The following is a 15,321-nucleotide window of genomic DNA, read 5'->3' as shown; positions in this document are numbered from 1 at the left end:
GCTTCGAGGAAGCGCTCGCAGAGGGCCGCGTGCGCGTCGACAACCCCACCGACTTCAACACCATGGTGAGGCTCAAGGAGTTCGTCCAAGGCGGCGCCGACTCCCGCCAGGAGCTGCACGCCACCTTTTCGCTGGAGGGCCTCCAGGCCCGGCACGCACAGGCCCTACGAGCCGCGCGAGAAACAACGCCGGCTGAGCGCGGAGAGGTGGACGCAGAAGTGGTGGAGGGCGACAACGCCCTCCTGGCGCCTGCCTCGGACGTCTCGCCCCCCGCCGAACCGTTCTGAGTCGAGCACCCTGAAAGTGAACGGCGCCTTTTCGCGATCACTTTCGCCGTTCACTTTCGCCGCGCCAGGCCGCGCCCGTTCACTTCCCCCGGGAGCTCTACCTGGCGCCCGGATGCACACGCCCGGCGCACCAGCTCGCGTAGTTTCGCAAGGTTAGGAGCGCTGACCGCCTGGCGCTCGAGCGCTGCGGTACGAGTTCGAGCCTGAACTCGCGCCAGGAAGCACACTCCGTCCAGCGGACTGGACACCAGCGCGCCGTTCACTTTCCCGGCCCACCTGCCCCTCACCACCGAGGCCCCGCCGGCTGCCGCGTGGCCCTCGTGCCGCGTGCCCCCGGCCAGCCCCTCGCGCCGACAGCTCCGCCGCGTGGCGCCCCTTTCGTGCGCGCGTGTCCCCCAGCGCTTCGGGCCGCAGGCCTTTGTCCTCCGCGTGAGCCCCACGAGCCCCCGAGCAGTCCTCGAAGCACCAGCCCTCCGCCCCACGCCCACCTGGGCGCGCGTGCCGTTACCAGGGCCCGGCCGAATGGCCGGAAATGGGTAAAGGCGGCCATTCGGCGTCACGGCCCCACGCTGTTTCGCGCACTTACGAGCCCTCGTGAGGGGCCGAAGCGCCGAGGCCAATGGCCGCTTTCCCAAGGTTCGCGCCCCTGCCGCCCTCGCGCGCGCCCAGCTCCTCCCCCGTCCCCCTCACCGCATGCCCTCGCCGGGCGCAACCATGCCCACCGATGACGCCGGCACGCCTACTCCGCCTACCCTTGACGCCAGGGTGGGGGGTGGTGCGTTTTTTCGTGGGGCCAACCTCGCCGGGGCGTGTACCTGGGGCCCTTTTCGAGAGGGTCGGCTCCGAAAAAGTGAACACCCCACGCCCGTTCATTTTCGCCCGGTAAGTGAACGCCGCGCGCTGTTCACTTTCACTGGCGGCGCCTGGGGCGGCCCGCGCGGGCCCCGTGCGTGGCCGCCCCCCGCCACCTCCGCGCGGCCCCCTGGCCCCACCAGGGGCTCTCGCGAGCGCTCAGCACGGAGGCGGCGTGCCCCGTCAGCAGGGCAGCTCCTGCGTCACGCGCACCAGCTCGTCATCGGAGGGGTGCGTGTAGATGACGGTAGAGTCGATGGAGCGCTGGCGTGCGAAGCGCTGGGTGAGTCGGATGTCCTTCGTCCTCCGGTACACCCCAGTGCATGCGGTGTGGCGGACGGCGTGGAAGTTCAGGTGCCGCTCCAGGCCCGCGCGCTTCTGCCACACCGCGAAGCCGTGGCGCACCTGCCGCGTGGAGAGGCGCAGTCCCTTGCGGCTCAGGAAGAGCGGAGCCTGCGGCCCCACGTCGTGCCCTTGCCCACGCTTCAGCCGCAGCAGCTTCTCCAACTTCCGCCGCACCGTCTCCGCGAGGACGACCTCCTGCGGCTCCGGGTGGCGAGCGCTCCCCTTGAAGACGGTCAGCTTCACGTACAGGTGCGCGCGCCCGCGCCCGTCGAAAACATCGCCGACGTTGAGCGCCACCAGCTCATGCTCACGCAGACCCGTGGCGAGCGCGAGGCTGTACAGGCAGTGGTCCCTGTAGCCGTCCCGATGCGACCCCGTCGTCCGCAAGAGCAGCGCCACCTCCTTCTCCGTGAGGGTGCGCGGGGCTCGGGCGACAGCGGCATAGGCAGACATGGCAGTTCCTTCGTAACGGGAATGCGGCAATGCACGCTCTGCTGCTCCCACAAGACAAGTCATTAACCGCACTGCTCATTCTCAAGCCGGCCCCGCGCGGCCTCGGCGTTTCCCCGAAGGAGTGGAGTCGCTGTGAATCTGCTCACTGAGTTCAACTTCGAGACACACCGCATCCGAGTCTTCCTGGACGAACAGAGGGAGCCCTGGTTCGTCTCCGCCGACATCTGCGCGGCCCTTGGAATTACAGACAGCCGGGACGCCCTCATCTGCCTCGGGGACGATGAGCGGGGCGTCGGCACTGCCGACAGCCCTTGCGGCCTCCAACGGGTGACCACCATCAACGAGTCCGGCGTGTACCGTCTCGCCGTCACCTGCCAGGCGATGGTGGCGAAGCGCTTCACGCGCTGGTTCGCGCGCGAGGTGCTCCCGGCCCTCCGCAGGACAGAGGGCCACGCGATTCGGACTGATTCGGATGCCGAGCCGCGCGGGGCCGCATCGTCACCGCTCAGGGCCAAGGTGCTGGCCCACCTGGACGTGGCCAGGACGCTCGCCTCCTTCATCCCAGGCCTCCAGCCGAGGCTGGCAGTGGCCCGCGCCCTCGACGCCATCAACGAGGACACGGGGTTGACGATGGAGCCCCATCGCCAGGGGCTGTTCGTCGCCTCCTGGCCGCCTGCGCGCCTCACGGCCGAGCAGCTCGGCCAGAGGGTGGGGTTGTCAGCCCAGACGATGAACCTCCGCCTGGAGGCATGCGGTCTCCAGCGGCAAGCCGCGAGTGGCGAGTGGGAGCTGACGGACGCAGGCTGGGAGTACGCCGAGGCTGTCCCCCTCTCCCACCATGAAGACTCCCCCTGCGAGCTGCTCTGGCGCGCCGAGGTGCTCGACGTCCTGGAGGACGCCGCTCGCTCCTCGTCGATGAGCGTCGGCCTGGGCTGAAAGGAGGACACCGTGACACTCGGCATCGTCAAACGCACCGAGGATGACCTCACCCAGTGGCTCGCCACCGAGTCGGGATTCATCTCCGGCCTCTGCCACTACGACAACGAGCCCGTGGTGCTGGAGCCCTACCAGCAGGCGCTGCTGGACAACCGCTCCCGCTTCCGCTGGGTGGCGAAGAGCCGCCAGGTGGGCTTCTCCTTCCTCTTCGCGCTCGAGGCCCTTGCCCGCTGCCACCTGCGTGACGGCCACACGGCCGTGTTCGTTTCCTACAACCTCTCGGACGCGGTGGAGAAGGTGCTCATCGCCCGCCAGGTGTACGAGGAGCTGCCGACTGCCTTCCAGAAGAAGCTCGTGACGGATGCCAAGACGGAGTTGGCGTTCGAATCCAACGCCAAGGGCCGGCGCCTGTCGCGCATCATCTCCGTTCCCGCCAAGCCTCCGCGCGGCAAGCGCGGCGATGTCTACCTCGACGAGCTGGCTCACTTGGTCAACGACCGCGAAGTCTACACCGGCAGCACCGCCCTCATCCTGCGCTCGCATGGGCAACTCACAGGGGGCAGCACCCCACTCGGCCGGCGAGGCATCTTCTGGGAGATCGACACCCAGGAGCTGCGCAAGTACCCGCACCACACCCGACAGATGGTGCCCTGGTGGCTGTGCCGCTTCTTCTCCCTCGACGTGCGGCGCGCCGCAGTGGAGGCGCCCCTCATGCCTACCGAGGAGCGCGTCGCGCGCTTCGGGCGCCCCGTCCTCACCGAGCAGTTCGACTCACTCCCCTTGGAGGACTTCCAGCAGGAATTCGAATGCCTTTTACGTCGACGAGTCCTACAGCTTCTTGCCCTACGAGCTCATCCTCCCGTGCACCACCGACGAGCTACCGCTGGCCCAGGACGCCTCCGACGTGCCTGTGCCCCAGGGACGACTGGTTGCGGGCTTCGACGTGGGCCGCACCCGAGACCGCTCGGAGCTAGCCGTCTTCGAAGAGGTGGAGGGCCGCTTCACGTGCCGCTTGCTGAAGAGCTTCGAGGGAGTTCCCTTCGCGGAGCAGGAGGCCCACCTGCGGCGCCTTCTTTCCGTCCTGCCGGTGGCACGCCTCTCCGTCGACCGCAGCGGCATCGGCATGAACCTCGCCGAGAACCTGGCACGGGACTTCCCCCAGGTTGCGGCGGAGAACTTCACCAACGAGGCCAAGGAGCGCTGGGCCACCGACTTTAAAATTCTCCTTCAGCGCCGCGACGTCAGCCTGCCGCGCCAGCGTGAGCTTGTCGGGCAGATTCACTCCATCAAGCGCCGAGTGCTGCCCTCCGGGAAGGTGTCCTTCGATGCGGAACGCACCAACCGCGGGCACGCAGACAAGTTCTGGGCCGTGGCGTTGGCATGCCAGCAGGAGCGCGCTCCTGACCGCCGAGGAGGAGACGAGATTCGGGTCAGGGTGTTCGGCTAGCCACACTACCAGCCAACTCCATACACCGCAGTCACAATCTCTACCCGCAGCAAAACTGCCACAAAGGCAACGCCGCCTCACCGTTCCCTCCGGCAAAGGGAGGCCTCAGCACAGCCAACTCCATCCAACCCCAACAAACTCCTCCACTCCTGCAAAATCCCACCCCCACCGCAACCCCAAAGAGACAGCCAGACAACAGCCACACCCGCCAGACCAAGCAGTACAAACAGGCCACAGTGACCAACAAAACCCTTGACCAACCAAGCACACTTCGAAAACCATGCAGAAGCACCAAACGACAGCACATCGTTTGGCACCACCCCTCACCAGGGACAACACGAGGAGCCTTGAAATGCCGACCAGAGCAGTCTCGCTCTCCTTCGCACTGGCCTTTGCTCTCATTTCGACAACCATCCTACCCAACCACGCAAACGCACAGGAGTGCGTTGAGGCGGAAGCATGGGTAAGAGCAAACACCAACCAACTCCCCACGACATACAACGACTTCTCCCAACACTCGATGGCATATAGGAAAGCCATCTTCGCAGCTCTACCTCCTGAGGCCCGAAGCGCTCTCTGGCGGCAACACTTCGAACATTATCTCGCGGCCCACCCCGGCCTCGACGAGGCGCAAACAGAGTTCATCCAAGAGCTCATCGCACTGGCCGCCCCGTCGCTCTTCGCTAAAGTGGCAACCCAGGCCAACCAGAAGGGCCCCGACTTTTCAAAGCAAAAAGAAGCGGCCGTGAAGCTCTTCGGGACTACCGAAGCGACCCTGCTGCTCGCAACTCTGGGCCCTCAAGAGAAGCTTGCGGGAAACAAGGCAAACTGCACATGCAACACCATCGACGACTGGTGCGTCACCCCCACGCTGTGTACACGCGGAACAACCTGCACCATCGTCCTCACTGGATGCGGCTCTGTCTGGCTGCAGCCATGTAACGGTGACTGTCTCTACTAACAACTAGTTATTCCTTAGGGCCAGCAACCGCACAGCGGACTGGCCCTATTCATCTACGCTTGAGCCACAGGCAGCTTCGTTGTCCACCATTGGTGTCGTGTTGACGGGCCAAGCAGCCAATGCTAAGCACGGCGCACATGAGGCATCTTTCCCCACCCCGCTTCCCTAGACGACCTCTACAGGCGCACATGCGGCGCTAGACGATGCGCGTAAGGTCGATCTCCCGCTTAAGATACAAGCAGCTGGCTGCTGCCCTGCTTACTCTACTTCTAGCCTATTGGGTCTCGTCACTGGACTGGTGTCCCCCTCAAACCAGCGGTTCGATAACGGTCCTGGCATCGCGAACTACCCATGGTGAGTTCCTCGCAGGCGCCGGAACAGCGGAATTCTTGCCACCGTTCCCAGTCGCCGCAGCAGGTTATGGCCCCGCTCGCCCGAGAGCGAACAAAAGCCATACACCACTCCTTGTTCGAGCCCTGGTCATTCAAGCTGGCGATCTACGCGTGGGGATCGTCTCGGTAGAGCTGCTAACGCCGCCACCATCGCTCAAGAGTGCCACACAAGAAACGCTCAACGAGCTCGGCATATCCGAACTCTGGACTGCAGCCACTCACACCCACTCATCTATGGGGAGCTATAGCCCTTCGCTTCCCTTCCAGGCAGGTGGAGTAGGTCTTTATCGGCAAGAAGTACACGACATCGTTACTCAGTCTGTCAGCATCGCCCTAAAGAAGGCCACAGCCGCACTCATTCCCGTAACACTAGAATATGGCACATTCACAGAGCCAAGCCTTGTAGCCTCCCGCAGCGGCCCTGACTCGAACGCCGACGCAAGAATCACGCGAGCCATATTCCGCTCAAACAGCAAGAAGGTCGCAGAACTCACTATCTTCTCTGCGCACCCCACACTATTTCCGCACAAATCCAGAGAACTATCCGCAGACTATCCAGGAGAGTATTCTGGAATTATCGAGCGAGCCGAGGGAGGGGTGGTTCTGTTTCTTCAGGGCTCCGTGGGAAACGCCAGGGCAATTCCTCCCACTCCAGGCACCAATTCCAGCACCAACGTCAGCCTCTTCGCGGCAGGGCTTGCACGTTCCGCGAGGAGCGTCTCACTCCAACCCAGTGAGTCAAACAGGCTCACGTTTACCCGATTGAGGGTGGCTCTTCCACGCGTCGACTCAAGGCGTCTCCTGCCTGCGCCGCTTCAAAACATCGGAAACAACGCGCTCTGCAGGTTCGCTCCCGCTGAGGCTCAGCTCTCGCTCCTTCGCCTGGGAACACTCAGCCTGCTACTGATTCCGGCCGAAGCCACCTATTCAGCAGGGAGGGCCCTAGAGTCAGCATCAGGCGCCACTCGAGTTGTTTCACTCGCTGACGACTACATCGGATACCTAGACTCGCCCGAGAGCGTCCAGGCTGGACAGGGGGAGAGTCGCCTCCAGTATTACGGACCTGCGCTACTCGACACACTCACAGCAGCAGCATTGGCCGCGGAAAAACAACAGCAAGCACCCCACGAAGGTCGGAAGTAGCGCATCGAAAGCAACAGCGACTGGCGTCTCTTCAAGAGCGATTCACTTCCAATTATTCCTAGCGCTGAGACGACCATGTCGAGCAGATGCTGCGCCACGTCCACACCTCGCTCCCAGTCCACCAGTCCGCAGGCGACTGGAGGCCGACATCCAGCAGGATGCCGAGGCCACGGTAGCCGACGCCATCGAGCCCGCAGGCGAAGTTGGACTCCAGAACCAGCACCTTGTCCGTCTCTGGGTGGAAGTCCACGACGAGGAAGGTGTGCCCGGAGCCCCACTGGCTGCGCCACCCCTGGATGAGTGTCCAGGGGTGGGGAGGCACGTCCACCGACGGCGCCAGCAAGGCCATGCCGGACTCGACTGCAGCCGTCACCGGGAAGAAGTAGTCAGTCTTGGAGGCGATCATCATCTGCCGGTGGCGTCGCATGTCCCACGAGAAAGCCGCGCCGTGCGCCTCGGAGAAAGCCTTCACCAGCAGCGCCTCGACGAAGGTGCAGCAGTTGTTCAGTCGGGGCGGCGCCAAGGGGACACGAACGCCCTGAAGAGCCCACGGGTAGTACGCACGGCTCACGTCGTACCTGTAGTCGACGAACGCCCCCAGGAGTACGAAGAGACGTTCCTCCGAAACGGCCAGCGGTTCGCTGTCGAATGACAGCCGGGCCATGGCAGGCGCGCGCTCCTGGGAGACGAGCGCCGCGTAGCGCTGCGTGCGCCAGCGCGTGCACACCCAGGTGTCGAGCCCGCTCAACTGCGGCGCCACTAGCCGGGCGTAGTCGGTGTCGGGCGTGGGGTGGCGAGCCTTCTCCTCGAGCACGAGATAGTCGCCCGCCTCGACATAGCCCTCGGGTGACTTGCTCGTGTCCGGCAGCGCGAAGCCACGCAGGCGCGCGGGCAATCTCGCGACACGGTAGGTGTCCATGGTGTCTCCTCCGCGTTGAAGAGGGGCTTCAACGTGTTCACCATGGACGGCGCAACCGAGCCGCTCCTGCCATGAGGAGCGGCTCCGTTCATCGCGCGGGCGCAGCGCGCGTCAGGGCACCCAATCCGCGTCGGGCGCGTCATCGTCGTCAGCGCGCCACGCGCCGCAGTGAACGCAGAACTCCCATCCCTCGTAGCCCGCCTGGGCAGCGGGGTGCTCGGGCTCCTCGTCGGCCCCTACACGGTAGTCGCTCGGATGGTGTGCCTTGTCCTCCCGCTCTTCACACCGGCATGGGCATGTCACCTCGGCCGCCTCCGCTGCTGGAGCACCACAAGCAGGTACGGCTCCGGGCGCCACGTGGACCGAGACGTCCTCCATGTCGACCCAGCAGGGCTTCACTCCATGCTTCGCTGCCCACCCCTCAAGGAGCGCCTCCAACTCGTCCACCGCTTCGTCGCTGATGGCGTAGCCCTCGGAGTCCCCGGGCGAGTCGTGCTGCGCATGCGCTTCCAACGCGTCCACAACCAACCCAGCGCCCAGGGGGCTTGCGGGCTCGGACGCGCGCGCCACCTGGAATTGCTCACCCAGTTCCAGCTTCAGCGCCGCTGGTGCGGAGGAGATGGCCACCTCTCGCGAAGCGAACTCGGGGGCGTCCTCCCAGTCACCATGCTTCTTCGCATACCAACAGCCTGCCCTCATTGCGTGGACCTCCAGCAGTCTCGCTGTGTGTTGCGGCCATGAAGGTGCCCCAGCCACGTCTCAGGCGTGTCGTGAGCCCAGTCGCTTCTCAGCCGCGCGTGTTGGCAATAGCGCTCTGTCCCCCGACGAAGGCAACTCATTGATGCGCGGGCCTTGAGCGAAAAAGCGTGCACCGGATGTCCCCGAAATTGGGCCCGAAGCCTTTGTCCTTGCTGGAGGTGAGGCGCGCGGCCCCCAACGCCCTCGCACGTCGAGGGCGCCCCTCCCACCGCGCGCCTTGCCTCCACCTGGTGCGGGAGGCCCGTGTGCAGAGCGTCGTCAGAGTCTTCGTCCTCTCCTCCCCCTCGGGCACGGCACGCCCCGGGCCGGAGTTCACTGTCGAGGCCTCCACGCTCGACGGACTGCTGGAGGCGCTCCACGTCGAGCTGGCTGCCCGCGGGCAGCGCGTGCGCGCCGTCTCTCACACCCCCACGGGCCTCCTGGCTTACGTGGAGGACCGTCCGTGACGGTGCCTGCGGAAGTCCACCAGGCCGAGGAGCGCCTCCAATCCATCCTGAAGGCGGTGGTGGTGGGCGCCCGCGTCGACGAGCCCGCCAGCCGCCCCGGTGGCGAGGACGCCTTGGCCTTCAGCGAGGCCGGCGCCCTCCAGCCCCCATATGAGCCGGAAGCGCTCTGCCTCCTCGTCGAGCACTCCAACTCGCTGAGGCAGAACGTCGACGCCTACGCGACGAACATCGACGGCTTTGGCTTCCGCTTCGAGCCCGCCATCGACTTCGACGCCGACGGCGCCAGGGAGAAGGTCGCCGACGCCATGGCCCAGGAGCGTCTGTCCGCGCGTGACGCGGGCACGCTGCCTTCAGGGACGGCCCTACGCCCCTCGGACGAGGAAGTCGCCGCGCATGAGGAGGAGGTTCGTCAGCAGGCCCGGGTTGAGAAGGCCCGCCTGGAGTCCTTCTTTGACTTCTGCTGCTTCGACTCCAGCTTCGTCGAGCTTCGAAGGCGGACACGCCATGACTTGGAGGTGACGGGCAACGCGTACTGGGAGGTGCTGCGCGACGGCAAGGGCGACATCGCTCGCTTCGTCTACGTGCCCTCGTACACGGTGCGACTCCTCCCCTTGGACAAGGAGGCCGTCGAGGTGCGCGAGCGCGTCCGCATCTCCGCCGTCAGCTTCGACACCGTCACCACCCGCCGACGCCTGCGTCGCTACATTCAGGTGCAGGGCAGCGAGCGGGTGTACTTCAAGTCCTTCGGGGACTCGCGCGTCATTTCCCGCCTCACCGGCCGCGCCTTCAAGGACGTCGCCGCCCTCAAGGCCGCGGACGCCTCCGACGGTCCCGCCACGGAGCTCATCCACTTCGCCATCCACTCGCCGCGCTCTCCCTACGGCATTCCGCGCTGGGTGGGCACCCTGCTGTCCGTCCTCGGCTCCCGGCAGATGGAGGAGGTCAATTACCTCTACTTCAACAACAAGTCCGTCCCGCCCCTGGCGCTACTCGTCTCGGGCGGAAGGCTCTCTGACGCCTCAGTGCCGCGCATCGAGCGCTTCATCGAGGAGAACCTCAAGGGCAAGGCCAACTTCCACAAGATTCTCATCCTCGAGGCGGACGGCGCCGGCACCGGCGACGGGGGCCGGGCGAAGATTGAGCTGCGCCCCCTGACGGAGGCCCAGCAGCAGGACGCCCTCTTTCAGCAGTACGACCAGCGCAACATCGACAAGGTGGGCAGCGCCTTCCGTCTGCCACCGCTGTTGCGCGGCGACGGGCGTGACTTCAACCGCTCGGTGGCGGAGGCGCAGCTGCGCTTCGCCGAGGACCAAGTCTTCCAGCCCGAGCGCGACGAGTTCGACTTCCTCCTCAACCGCAAAGTCCTCGCGGACATGGGCGTGCGCTTCTGGCGCTTTCGCTCTCAGACGACGGCCACGAGAGACCCGGAGCGCATGACGGAGATGGTGGAGCGCCTGGTCCGCGTGGGCGTGCTGACTCCCGAGGAGGGCCGCCAGTTGGCCGGCGACATCTTCCACCGGGAGTTCCGCAAGATTGGGGACGACTGGGTGAAGCGCCCCATCACCCTTACGCTCGCGGGCATTCAGACGGGCGTCGAAGACTTGAAGCCCCGGACGGACAAGGGCTCGCTGGTGGGCGAAGCGAAACGCCTCTTGGGGTTGCGAGAGGAGCTTCGGGCTGAAGAGGAGCGCCTGGCCCAAGGACGCCTGGCGCTGGCCCGCCGGTACATGGACACCGAGCGCGTCCCCGTGCCGAAGGAGGAGTTCGACACCTGGTTCTCGGGGCAACCCACATGACGCCTGAGCAGCTCCAGCGCGCGTGGGTGCTCCAGGCTCAGGCCGACGCCGAGCGTGGTGTCCTGGAGTGTCGCATGTGCCATAGGCGCGGCCCTCTTGAGGAGACGACGACGCTCTGGCGCAACGGCCTCCTCGTCTTCGCCCTGTGTGACAGGTGCTCGGCCAGCCACGACGTCGTCTTCTCCCCCACTCCGGCTGGCGTCGAGGTGCACGCCAGGCGCCGCAACCCCGTGGAGCTGGTGACGCAGGAGGCGCCCCGTGTGCACGGCCCCCGCTGACAGCCTCCTCCTCCTGCACGAGGCACGGGCGGTGGCAGACACTCTCCTAGGAGACGTCCTGCGACTGCCAGTGACCAAGGCCCTGGACGTCGGCACCGCCGCGGGCATGGAGCGTGCCGTGGCCCTGCTTGCCGCGCGCCTGCGCCGCGCGGTCGGGCGCGCGGACGTGGACGCCATGCGAGAGGCGGTGGCCGTCCTCGACGTGGACTGGAGGACGACGACGGCAGTCCAGCGCGGGCGCCTCGTCGCCCAGGCCCTGGAGGCCGCCGGCCGGCAGACAGCCGTCATCCCCTCTCGCATCCAGGCGCCCCTCGGCGACGCGGCCCAGGAGGTGGTTGCGTCCACTCGCAGCCATGCCCGACGCGAGCAAGGCCTCGCCCTCGCCGCCAGCTTCAACGCCGTCGACAGACGCGTGGCCCAACACATCGTCCGGACCCAGGGCAACTTCGTCAGGGACGAGTACGGGCGCCGGCTGGACGCCTTCGGTCAGGAGGCTCGACGGCTCGTGGCCGAGGGGCTGGAGGCCGGCCTCGGGCGAAGCGACATTGCCGAGTCCTTGGAGCGGGCTGCACGCGGCGCGCTCATCGAGCGGGCACCCTTCTACTGGGAGGTGGTGGCGGCCAGCTTCGTTGGTCAGGGGCGCTCCTTCGCCCAGGTGAGCAGCTACGCCGAGGCCGGCATTCGCCGCTATCGCATCGAGGCCGTCCTTGACGAAGCCACTACCCAGGTGTGTCGCTTCCTCCACGGCAAGGCGTTCTCTGTGAGCGAGGCCCTCCAGCGCTTCGAACGCGTCGAGTCGCTCGAGCGGCCGGAGGACGTGAAGCAGGAGCTGCCCTGGGTCAGGGAGCGCCTCGACGCGGACACCGGTCGCGCGTTCCTCTACGTCAACCGAGGGAGCCAGGAGACGCGCCTGGCCGAAGTGCTCCGCTCCGCCGCTGGCACCCGTGACGACGTCGGCGAGTTCCGCGCCCTCGCTTCGGACAGGCAGCTCGCGGACGCGGGCGTGGGCTTCCCGCCGTACCACAGCCTCTGCCGCACAACGACGCTCGCCGTCACTTAGTGATGTCCCCGATTTCGCGTCGCAGGCCTTTGTCTCTCCCGGAGGCGAAACGCCATGCAGTCAACCTCGACACCTACCCCCACCTCACCTCCGACGCCGGAGGGCAACACGACGACGCAGGAGTCGACCTCCACGGCCAAGGCCGAGGCGACACCCATCGTCTGGCCGCGCGACCTCAATCTCCCCACCTCGGGAGAGCTGACGTGGGGCTTCGACCCTGAGGGCCTCCAGGATGGGTGACGCCCTCACGAAGGCCCTCGCTCGGGCCCGGCACGTCCTGGAGTCCCTCCAGGGTGAGCTGGTGGAGAAGACCATCTGGGGCTCCCCGGCGGGTAAGAAGCGCCTGGCGAAGCGCCTGGTGGCCATGCTGCCCGCGCACAAGACGTACGTGGAGCCCTTCGCGGGTAGCGCCGCCGTTCTCTTCGAGAAGGCCCCCTCGGACGTCGAGGCCATCAACGACGCGGACCCCGAAATCGCCGACGCGTACCGGCTCATCCAGAAGCTGACGCCAGCGGGCCTCGCCAAGCTGAAGAAGCTGCCGTGGGTGGGCGACGAGAAGACGTTCAAGAGCCTCTTCGACTCCAAGCCGAAGGGGGACGTGGAGCGCCTGCACCGCTTCCTCTACCTGACGCACTTCTCCTACGGAAAGCTGCGCGGGCGCAGCGTCAGCCCCAACGGCATGGGCGTCGAGGCGAAGACGCTCGCCCGCATCGAGCAGTTCGCCCCGCGCCTCAAGCACGTGAAGGTGTACGGCGGGGACTACGAGCGCGTGGTGCGCAAGTACGACGGGAAGGACACCGTCCTCTTCTTGGACCCACCCTACCCTGGCTACAACGTCGACGTCGGCGAGGGCGACTTCGACGAGGAGCGCTTCTACAACACCCTCAAATCGCTGAAGGGCCGCTGGCTCATGACGTACGGCATCCGGGGCAAGCTGCCCGGGCTGCTGAAGGGCTCCGACTTCTTCGTGAAACGCATCCGCACCCCTCGCACCATCGCCGCTATGCGCGGCGTGGGCGGATCCTCCGTGCTGACACAGCTCCTCGTCTCCAACTACCAGCCCGCCGCGAAGGCGTTGGAGGGCGGCCCGGACTTCACGGTGGACGACTGGCGGCCGGAGGCGTTGCCCGACACCACCTCTTTCCGCGCGACGAAGCCACTCCTCAAGGGCGTCGAGCCTGACGACGAGCGATACGTCCTGGGTGTTGTCCTGGAGCCAGAGACGGTGGACGCCCAAGGAGACATCTACTCCGCCGTGGAGATTCGTCAGGCCGCGCACCGCTTCATGGAGGAATTCGGAGGCCTGGGCCTCATGCACCAGATGCGCGTCAACTCGCATGTCAAGGTGCTGGAGAGCTACCTGGCCCCCGTCGACTTCTCCTTGGGCGAGGTGCAGGTGCGCAAGGGCACGTGGCTTCTCGCCGTGCGCGTCCTCTCCGACGAGCTCTGGGGCCGGGTGAAGGACGGGCAACTGACGGGCTTCTCGATTGGCGGCACCGCGCGCCGTCTCCCCGAGGCCGCCCCCGCCACCGAGCCGCCCCCTTCCGACACACCTGCCGCTGACTCCCAACCGGAGGCCGCATGACGAGCACCAACCAAGGCCCCGCTTCCGTCCACCGCCTCGTCGACATGGTGGTGGAGGAGGTGTCCCTCGTGGACAGGGCCGCCAACAAGCACCGCTTCCTCCTCGTGAAGCGAGACGGAGACACCATGGACGACGCTCCCCAGGACACCTCGCAGGCCGAGGGCGCAAGCACCACCTCGGACACCGCCAAGGCCGGCGACGCAGTCCTCGCCGCCGCCCAACAGGCCCTCGAAGCGGTGACGACTCTCGTTGAGGCGCTCGCCTCCACGGACGGCATCGACGGCGTGCGCGTGGTGGAGGTGGCCCAGCACCTGCGCACGCTGGCTGACGCACTGGAGAATGAGGACGAGGACGACGAGGAGGACGTCGAGGCGCGCGCCAAGGCCGCCAATCCCGCGCCGCCTCCGCAGCCGGCTGCGGCTGCGCCTGCGCCGAGTCTCGACGCCTCCGGCGTCATGGAGGGGCTGACGAAGCTCACCGACGCCGTCCGCGCACTGGAGGGCTCCGTGAAGGAGCAGCACCAGCGGCTGGGCCGCGTGGAGAAGCAGTTCGGCCTGCCCAACAGCAGCGCCCCCGCGGAGCGCCTGCAAAAGCCCGCCGTCGAGGACGTCGGCTGGCCCCTCGACATGAACAAGCCCCTCAACCGGGAGAGCGTCGACAAGGCCCTCTCCTTCCATGACGTCTGACGTCCCCACCCGCCACCAGGAAGCCTCAACGCCGAAGGAATCCCCATGAGCCGTCTCGACAACAGCACCCTCTTGGCCAAGGCGGACCTGGCCCTCGCCGACCTCACGGCCGGCGGCGGCATCCTCCAGCCCGCCCAGGCGCAGAAGTTCATGCGCCTCCTCATCAAGCAGTCCGTCCTGCTGCAGCAGTGCACCGTCGTCCCCATGGCGGCGCCCAAGCAGCAGTTCTCCAAGCTGAAGTTCGGCAGCCGCATCCTCCGTCCCGGTCAGGAGGCCACCGCCGTCCCCGCTGCCCAGCGCGTGAAGCCGGACCTCTCCCAGGTGGAGCTGGACGCCAAGCTCTTCAAGGGCGAAGTCAGGCTCAGCGACGAAGTGCTCGAAGACAGCATCGAGCGCGGCGAGCTGCGCCAGACGCTCATGGAGATGATGGCGGACGCCATCAGCCGCGACATGGAGGAAATCCTCGTCAACGGGGACACCGCCTCCGCCGACCCCTTCTTGGCCACGTTGGACGGAGTCCTGAAGCAGGCCACCAGCAACGTCGTGGACGCGGCCGGAGCGCCCATCTCCAAGGACGTCCTCGGCGACTTGCTCAAGTCGCTGCCCTCGGAGCACCTGCGCGACAAGAGCAGCATGGGGTTCCTCTTACCAGCGTCGACGCGGACCTGGACTACCGCAGCACGCTGGCGGAGAGGGCCACGGCTGTCGGCGACAAGTTCCTCGAGGGCGACGCGCCGGTCCTCTACTCGGGCGTCCCGCTGCGCCCCATCCCTCTCTGGCCGGAGAACCTCGGCGCGACGAATGACCGCACGGCCATCCTCCTGTGCAACCCGAAGAACATCCACGTCGGCATCTGGCGGCAAATCCGCATCGAGTCGGCGCGCGACATCTCCGAGGGCACGCTGAAGGTGGTGGCCACGCTGCGCTTCGACGCGAAGTTCGCGGAGGAAGCGGGCACGGCCAAGGCCATCAACGT

General features: G+C 66.6%; 14 protein-coding genes and 2 pseudogenes. 13 read left to right on the top strand and 3 right to left on the bottom strand.

All coding sequences use genetic code 11. The features are described from left to right. Positions 1-287 (top strand): annotated as a pseudogene (locus tag LZ198_RS36035) (AT hook motif domain protein); the annotation flags it as partial. A gap of 1,035 nt (positions 288-1,322) precedes the next feature. On the opposite strand, the gene LZ198_RS36030 reads toward LZ198_RS36035, so the two are convergent. Further along, on the bottom strand, positions 1,323-1,937 hold the full coding sequence (locus LZ198_RS36030; protein ID WP_253976671.1) for a tyrosine-type recombinase/integrase: 615 nt from the start codon (positions 1,935-1,937) through the stop codon (positions 1,323-1,325). A gap of 132 nt (positions 1,938-2,069) precedes the next feature. Between LZ198_RS36030 and LZ198_RS36025 the strand changes: the two genes are divergently transcribed. The 4 genes and pseudogenes from LZ198_RS36025 to LZ198_RS36015 all read left to right on the top strand — a co-directional run bounded on the left by LZ198_RS36025 (position 2,070) and on the right by LZ198_RS36015 (position 5,281). Continuing rightward, positions 2,070-2,873, top strand: coding sequence for a BRO-N domain-containing protein (locus LZ198_RS36025; protein ID WP_253976670.1), 804 nt, complete (start codon positions 2,070-2,072; stop codon positions 2,871-2,873). Between the two features lie 12 nt (positions 2,874-2,885). Next, positions 2,886-3,326: pseudogene (locus LZ198_RS43530) on the top strand (terminase large subunit domain-containing protein); the annotation flags it as partial. Between the two features lie 451 nt (positions 3,327-3,777). Beyond that, a complete protein-coding gene (locus LZ198_RS36020; protein WP_253976669.1) occupies positions 3,778-4,320 on the top strand; it encodes a phage terminase large subunit family protein in 543 nt (180 codons plus the stop codon). 352 nt (positions 4,321-4,672) lie between these two features. Next, positions 4,673-5,281: a bacteriocin fulvocin C-related protein gene (locus LZ198_RS36015; RefSeq protein ID WP_253976668.1), complete on the top strand. Its 609-nt coding sequence runs from the start codon at positions 4,673-4,675 to the stop codon at positions 5,279-5,281. 1,593 nt (positions 5,282-6,874) lie between these two features. Here the strand turns inward: LZ198_RS36015 and LZ198_RS36010 are convergent. Both LZ198_RS36010 and LZ198_RS36005 read right to left on the bottom strand, forming a co-directional pair. Beyond that, a complete protein-coding gene (locus LZ198_RS36010) occupies positions 6,875-7,735 on the bottom strand; it encodes a hypothetical protein (RefSeq protein WP_253976667.1) in 861 nt (286 codons plus the stop codon). Between the two features lie 111 nt (positions 7,736-7,846). After that, positions 7,847-8,434, bottom strand: coding sequence for a hypothetical protein (locus tag LZ198_RS36005; RefSeq protein WP_253976666.1), 588 nt, complete (start codon positions 8,432-8,434; stop codon positions 7,847-7,849). Positions 8,435-8,739: 305 nt separating this feature from the next. Between LZ198_RS36005 and LZ198_RS43525 the strand changes: the two genes are divergently transcribed. The 8 genes from LZ198_RS43525 (at position 8,740) to LZ198_RS35965 (ending at position 15,251) form a co-directional block, all read left to right on the top strand. Continuing rightward, entirely contained in the window at positions 8,740-8,940 is a 201-nt protein-coding gene (locus tag LZ198_RS43525; RefSeq protein WP_253976665.1) for a hypothetical protein, read from the top strand. Next, positions 8,937-10,736 (top strand): phage portal protein, encoded by a 1,800-nt coding sequence (locus tag LZ198_RS35995; RefSeq protein WP_253976664.1) that lies wholly within the window; start codon positions 8,937-8,939, stop codon positions 10,734-10,736. The genes LZ198_RS43525 and LZ198_RS35995 overlap by 4 nt, the downstream gene beginning before the upstream one ends. A gap of 74 nt (positions 10,737-10,810) precedes the next feature. Beyond that, the gene (locus LZ198_RS35990) at positions 10,811-11,014 is read left to right on the top strand and encodes a hypothetical protein (RefSeq protein WP_253976663.1); all 204 of its coding nucleotides are present in this window, start codon (positions 10,811-10,813) and stop codon (positions 11,012-11,014) included. Continuing rightward, entirely contained in the window at positions 10,995-12,074 is a 1,080-nt protein-coding gene (locus tag LZ198_RS35985) for a head morphogenesis protein (RefSeq protein ID WP_253976662.1), read from the top strand. Before LZ198_RS35990 ends, LZ198_RS35985 begins: the two co-directional genes overlap by 20 nt. A 54-nt stretch (positions 12,075-12,128) precedes the next feature. Then, entirely contained in the window at positions 12,129-12,314 is a 186-nt protein-coding gene (locus LZ198_RS35980) for a hypothetical protein (protein ID WP_253976661.1), read from the top strand. Beyond that, positions 12,307-13,659 carry an XkdF-like putative serine protease domain-containing protein gene (locus tag LZ198_RS35975; protein WP_253976660.1) on the top strand — a complete coding sequence of 451 codons (1,353 nt, stop codon included), beginning with the start codon at positions 12,307-12,309 and terminating at the stop codon, positions 13,657-13,659. The genes LZ198_RS35980 and LZ198_RS35975 overlap by 8 nt, the downstream gene beginning before the upstream one ends. Beyond that, positions 13,656-14,345, top strand: coding sequence for a hypothetical protein (locus tag LZ198_RS35970; RefSeq protein WP_253976659.1), 690 nt, complete (start codon positions 13,656-13,658; stop codon positions 14,343-14,345). Before LZ198_RS35975 ends, LZ198_RS35970 begins: the two co-directional genes overlap by 4 nt. A 45-nt stretch (positions 14,346-14,390) precedes the next feature. After that, positions 14,391-15,251, top strand: a complete 861-nt coding sequence (locus tag LZ198_RS35965) for a phage major capsid protein (protein WP_253976658.1) — start codon at positions 14,391-14,393, stop codon at positions 15,249-15,251. Positions 15,252-15,321: the final 70 nt, after the last annotated feature.

The organism is Myxococcus dinghuensis, from assembly GCF_024198235.1.
Classification (GTDB): Bacteria; Myxococcota; Myxococcia; order Myxococcales; family Myxococcaceae; genus Myxococcus; species Myxococcus dinghuensis.
Note: the sequence above shows the minus strand (reverse complement) of the source record. Positions and strands in the feature narration are given on the sequence as shown.

What these genes read in the sequence shown, in the direction of transcription:
- LZ198_RS35970 (WP_253976659.1), top strand. Translation starts at nt 13,656, where the DNA reads ATGACGAGCACCAACCAAGGCCCCGCTTCCGTCCACCGCCTCGTCGAC.
- LZ198_RS36005 (WP_253976666.1), bottom strand. Translation starts at nt 8,434, where the DNA reads ATGAGGGCAGGCTGTTGGTATGCGAAGAAGCATGGTGACTGGGAGGAC.
- LZ198_RS35980 (WP_253976661.1), top strand. Translation starts at nt 12,129, where the DNA reads ATGCAGTCAACCTCGACACCTACCCCCACCTCACCTCCGACGCCGGAG.
- LZ198_RS35990 (WP_253976663.1), top strand. Translation starts at nt 10,811, where the DNA reads ATGTGCCATAGGCGCGGCCCTCTTGAGGAGACGACGACGCTCTGGCGC.
- LZ198_RS35975 (WP_253976660.1), top strand. Translation starts at nt 12,307, where the DNA reads ATGGGTGACGCCCTCACGAAGGCCCTCGCTCGGGCCCGGCACGTCCTG.
- LZ198_RS36010 (WP_253976667.1), bottom strand. Translation starts at nt 7,735, where the DNA reads ATGGACACCTACCGTGTCGCGAGATTGCCCGCGCGCCTGCGTGGCTTC.
- LZ198_RS36015 (WP_253976668.1), top strand. Translation starts at nt 4,673, where the DNA reads ATGCCGACCAGAGCAGTCTCGCTCTCCTTCGCACTGGCCTTTGCTCTC.
- LZ198_RS36030 (WP_253976671.1), bottom strand. Translation starts at nt 1,937, where the DNA reads ATGTCTGCCTATGCCGCTGTCGCCCGAGCCCCGCGCACCCTCACGGAG.
- LZ198_RS35965 (WP_253976658.1), top strand. Translation starts at nt 14,391, where the DNA reads ATGAGCCGTCTCGACAACAGCACCCTCTTGGCCAAGGCGGACCTGGCC.